Source organism: Mesorhizobium sp. M7A.F.Ca.CA.001.08.2.1 (assembly GCF_003998455.1).
Classification (GTDB): domain Bacteria; phylum Pseudomonadota; class Alphaproteobacteria; order Rhizobiales; family Rhizobiaceae; genus Mesorhizobium; species Mesorhizobium ciceri.
Genome location: NZ_RZPW01000461.1, coordinates 1 through 5121 on the forward strand (window position 1 = coordinate 1; position 5121 = coordinate 5121).

The 5121-nt window shown below is 63.8% G+C and carries 3 protein-coding genes; all 3 read right to left on the minus strand.

Annotated elements, in window-relative coordinates; all coding sequences use genetic code 11:
• Positions 1-155: 155 nt before the first annotated feature.
• A complete protein-coding gene (locus tag EN914_RS23715; protein WP_024505299.1) occupies positions 156-2309 on the minus strand; it encodes a transglycosylase domain-containing protein in 2154 nt (717 codons plus the stop codon).
• Positions 2310-2459: 150 nt separating this feature from the next.
• Positions 2460-3392, minus strand: a complete 933-nt coding sequence (locus EN914_RS23720; protein WP_013532649.1) for a dimethylarginine dimethylaminohydrolase family protein — start codon at positions 3390-3392, stop codon at positions 2460-2462.
• A complete protein-coding gene (locus tag EN914_RS23725) occupies positions 3389-5008 on the minus strand; it encodes a peptidase M20 (RefSeq protein ID WP_032899663.1) in 1620 nt (539 codons plus the stop codon). Before EN914_RS23725 ends, EN914_RS23720 begins: the two co-directional genes overlap by 4 nt.
• Positions 5009-5121: the final 113 nt, after the last annotated feature.

Here is a 5121-nt window from a genome sequence, read left to right on the forward strand (position 1 = left end):
CGTCGTAGCCTCCAGAACAATGGCAGCTACAGAATCACATGCGATTCAAACACTTCAAGCCATTTTCCGGCGTCGCTTCTTCACGCTTGACCACAGCACGAAGCAAATGTGTGCGCACGCTAGCCCCCACAGGGGGAGAAGGAAGAGGCGCGCCATCACAGCGCCGACAGCGTCTCCGGCGGTTGAGGCGTATTGAGGACGGGCGCCGACTGGAACAGGTTGGTCATGTCCCGCAGCGTCTGCGTCGTGCGGCTGGACAGCACCGGCGGCCGTTCGGCGGCTGCATCGGCCACCGCCTGCGCGTCGCTCTTCTTCTGTGCTTCCTCGGCCTTGGCAGCGATCTCCTCGTCGACGAAGGGCTTGTCGATGCCCGGGATCGGCTTGAGGTCGATGTTCTGGTGCGCATAGACCATCAGGCGCTGCCATACCATCGCAGGCAGCGAGCCGCCGGTCATGTTCTTGGTCGGCGTGAAATCGTCATTGCCCATCCATACTGCCGCCGTGTAGTTGCCGGTGAAGCCGACAAACCAGGCGTCGCGGTAGGATTGCGTCGTGCCCGTCTTGCCGGCGACGACGATGTTGGGAAGTTGGGCCCGCCGCGCCGTGCCCATCACCGGTACTGCGGCCAGCATGGTGTTCATCGATTTCAGCGCCTGCTCCGACAACACCCGGTGTGGCGGCGGCGCATCCTTGGCGAAATCATAAACCACCTCGCCGGTGCGGGTGACGAGTTGGCTGATGCCGTGCCGGAAGCCGACGAAACCGTTGTCGGCGAACACGCTGTAGCCCGTCGCCTGGTCCATCACCGTCATGCCCGAGGTGCCCAGCACCATCGTCTTGTGCGCTTCGAGCGGCGATTCCACGCCCATCGCCTCGGCCATGGCCTTGATCGGCCCGATGCCAAGGTGATCCTTGGCCAGCCGAACCGGCACCGTGTTGATCGATTTGGCCATAGCCATGATCAGAGTTACATTGCCCGCCGATCCGCCGCTGTAATTGTGCGGCGACCAGGACCCCCAGCTGATCGGGCCGCCGGAGATGATGGAATTGGGCGTGAAGCCGTGTTCCATCGCCGTTGCATAGACATAGGGTTTGAATGACGAGCCGGTCTGGCGCAGCGCCTTGGTGGCGCGGTTGAACTGGCTGGCGCCATAGTCGCGGCCGCCGACGATGGCGCGCACGGCGCCGTTGGTCTCGATGACGACGACGGCACCTTCGGTGACGTTGTACTCCTTGCCGAACTGGCGCAGGTGGAACTCCACCGATTCTTCCGCTGCCTTCTGGATGTTCGCGTCGAAGGTGGTGTGGGCAACAAGCGAGTGCTGGCCCGGTTTGGCGATCTTCTTGACCTCGTCGAATGCCCAGTCGAGGTAATAGTCCGGACTTTTCTGCTCGCCGCGGTCGACGACATCGGCCGGATGCAGCCTTGCCTGCAGAACCTGCCCCTCGGTCATGAAGCCGGAATCGACAAGGTTGGACAGCACCACATTGGCGCGTGCGCGCGCTGCCGGCAGGTTGATGTGCGGCGCATATTTGGTCGGCGCCTTGAACAGCCCGGCCAGCATCGCCGCCTCGGCGAGGTTCAGATCCTTGACGCTCTTGCCGAAATAGAAATCGGCGGCCGCCTCGATGCCGAACGTGCCGCCCCCCATGTAGGCGCGGTCGAGATAGAGCTGCAGGATTTCCTTCTTCGACAGATTGGCCTCGAGCCACAGCGACAGGAAGGCTTCCTTGATCTTGCGCTCCAGCGTGCGCTCATTGGTGAGGAACAGGTTCTTGGCCAGCTGCTGGGTTATGCTCGAGCCGCCCTGAACGACGGAATTGGCCCGCACATTCTCGAAGATGGCGCGGGAAAGGCCGAGCACATCGATGCCGTAGTGATCGAAGAAGCGGCGATCCTCGGTAGCAAGCACCGCCTTGATGACGTGATCGGGCATCTCGTCGACCGGCACGGAATCGCGCTGGATGATGCCGCGCTGGCCGATCTCGTTGCCATAGCGGTCGAGGAAGGTGACGGCGAAGTCGCCCTGGGCGCGCCAGTCGCCGGCCGTATCCTGGAAAGCCGGAATGGCCAGCGCCAGCATCACCACGATGCCGCCGGCGCCGAGCGTAAAACCTTCGCTCAACACTTCGATGATGCCACGGCGCCAGCCGTTGACGCGGAAGCGCCGCGAGAAGATCGTCGCCGATTCCCAGAACTGGCGCGCCTTGAAGCCGATCTCGTAGAGCGAGGAATCGATCCACGCGTCGAGCGCCAGCAGCCGGGCGGCGATCGGACCTCTTCTCTTGCGCGGTTCGGGACTGGCCATTCGGAATCCGGCTAGCAATTGCACGACCTGAGTACCGCAAACCGGCAATTTCAGGGCGATGCATTCCGCAAGACTATTCCTCCATTTTTCCAGCACTCACAAGGGCAGCGAAGACACAGTATCGGGTTTGTTGCTGAGGGGCGAGCCGGCTCAGGCCGGTTCGCGCTTCAGCGCCTGCGCCATGCAGTGGATGCCGCCGCCGGTCTTCGAAATCTCGCTCATGTCGACGGCCGCGACCTCGAAACCGCGGGCCTTGAGCTGGCCGATCAGCGACTGGCTGGAGGTCGGCGCGATCACGCGGTCCTTGCCCAGCGACATGAAGTTGCAGCCGAGCGCCATCGTGTCCTGGAACGGCACGTCGATGATCTCGTGGCCTTTGCCCTTCAGCCAGTCGACAATGCCGGGCTCGGTGCAGGCAAGGCAGACGGCGGTCAGTTTTTCGGCGATCGGCACCACCATCAGGTCGATATGGACGTAATATTCGTCGATGAAAGCGATGCGGGTTTCCCAGCCTTCCTTGTCGAACCAGGCCTGCACCTGGCGCGCACCTTCCTCCTGCGTGCGCGCGCCGCCGCAGCCTATCAGCACGACGCCGTCCTCGATGACGTTGAAGTCGCCGCCCTCGAAGGTACCAGCCGTGACCATGTCGTAGATCGGGATGCCGAGTTTTTCATAGGTGCGGATCGCGGCATAGTTCTCGCCGCGCCGCCACCAGTTGGCCATGGCGGTGATGAAGGCGCCGTAGGGCGTCATGACGCTGGAATCGCGGGAATAGACCTGCATCGGCAGCTCGGGCGTCGGCTCGTGCCAGTGGATGTTGACGCCGAAATGCTCGTAGGCGGCGACCAGGTCCTTGTGCTGTGCTTGTGCGATCTGGACGTTGCAGGGCGCCTCGCGCAGGTGCTTGCGCGACAGCGAGCTGGTCGACAGATGCCGCAGGAAATTGGGCGAACCGAGCAGGACGTCGGTCAGCACGTCGGTCTCGTTGGCAAACCCCCAGGCGGTCAGCGGCTTGGTGCCGCCGGCGGGGTTGCGGCGCTGCAGCGAAAACGGCTCGGCGACAATGCGGTCATGAACGGTCATGGGATGCTCCTCGTGAGGTGACTTAGGGGTGTCTGATTGCTCGGTATCCACCAGTCGCGTCCACGCGGAGTGGTGACATATTCTGGCCAGCGAAACCCGATCGGCGGCTCGTAGTCGCAAAGCGGTGCGATCCAGTTCGAACCGCCGATGCCGCCGCCGGTGCGGGTAACGAACTCGTCCATCGCCGCTTCGCGGGCAGTCTGGTCTTCCAGCAGGCGAAGGGCGGCGAGCGCGATCGTGCGGGAGGCGCAGGCCACCATCGGGTCGATCGTGGCCGAAATACCGCCCAGCGCATTCATCACCCAGGCTGGATAGGGATAGCCGGTCTCCGAACGCAGCGCCGGGCGGGCGACATAGAAGCGCGCCGTCGGCGTGTGCCAGCTCATGTCGGTGTAGTCGTCGGAGGTCGAATTGACCTGCGAGGGCGGCAGGTCGCGGCGCAGGATCGCTTCCGCCGCCTGCGGCTCGATCAGGCGCTCCAGCTCTTCGATGAACGGCTCGTCGCTCGCCATGCGCCCGGCATTGACCTGTATTTCGCGCGCGACTGCCTTGGCGTCTTCGTCCCAGCGCGGCGGCCCGACCGTCGACAGCGCTTCATAGGCGATCTCGGCCATGGCATGATTGGCAAGTCCCGGTCGTGACTTCGACACCCAATGCCGCTCGGTGCGGCAACCACTCATCGCTGCCGCCGCCTCGGCATTGCGGTCGAGCACCGCGGTGACCTGCTCGGCCATGGCAAGCGTCGGCACGCGGATCATGTACTGAATCTCGGCCAGCCCCGCCGGCAAATTGTCGGCGGTCGCTTGCCCCGCCGTCAGGATCGCCTCGCTGATCGACCAGCCGCCCTGGTGAGGCAGCATGGAATCGCGCAGAGCCTTGGAGGCCATGTACATCATCATCAATGCGTCGTTGGCGCCGGGCGCGCGCGCCGCCGAATGTGCTTGCGGAATGGGTGCAGCGCCCGCAGCCAGCGCCCAGCGCTCCGGTTGGTCGCAGATGAAGCGATAGATCATCGCGTAGGCCGCGCCGCAATGCGTGTCCCAGCGCGCCGTGTTGCAGAGCGGCAGCATGTAGAACGGATGAAAGGAGATCATGCCGGCAAGGCCGTCATAATAGCCCTTGGCGGCATGGATCGGCTTTGACCCACGCACCTTTTCCGCCGGCTCGCCGGTGAAGCGCAGCGTGCCTGATATGCCGTGGCGCTGCATCGCGGCCTTGGTCGCCAGCAGCCCGCCGAGGCTCGAAATACCCAGCCCGGAATGCGGGTCGGTGTGGCCGCCGGCCTGGTTGCCAAGTCCCCGGCGCGGACGCTCGACCGTAGCGGCATCCTGGCAATTGCCCGGCACCGCGTCGTATTCGGCGTACATGCCGATGGTCGGGCCGGGGCCGTTGGTCCAATGCGCGCAGAAGGCGGTCGGCATGCCGCCGGAGCCTTCTTCGACAGAAAAGCCTTCGAGTTTCAGTCGCTCGACATACCAGGCGGCGGATTGATATTCCCGCCACGCGGTCTCGCCGTAATCGAAGATGATGCGTGTCCACGCGGACAACAACGGCTGGATGCCGTCGAGACAGGCAAGGGCGGTTGCTTGCGCCGAGGTGGCCACCGGTTTCTCCATGGCATGAGAAGAAAGCAGTGAAGCGGTTCGCTAAAAAGTGATATGTTTTCCCGGTTCGTGCAAATTCGGTTCACCTGAGGCTCCTTGCGTATACCATCCACACAAGCGCTGCG

What these genes read in the sequence shown, in the direction of transcription:
- EN914_RS23720 (WP_013532649.1), bottom strand. Translation starts at nt 3,392, where the DNA reads ATGACCGTTCATGACCGCATTGTCGCCGAGCCGTTTTCGCTGCAGCGC.
- EN914_RS23725 (WP_032899663.1), bottom strand. Translation starts at nt 5,008, where the DNA reads ATGGAGAAACCGGTGGCCACCTCGGCGCAAGCAACCGCCCTTGCCTGT.
- EN914_RS23715 (WP_024505299.1), bottom strand. Translation starts at nt 2,309, where the DNA reads ATGGCCAGTCCCGAACCGCGCAAGAGAAGAGGTCCGATCGCCGCCCGG.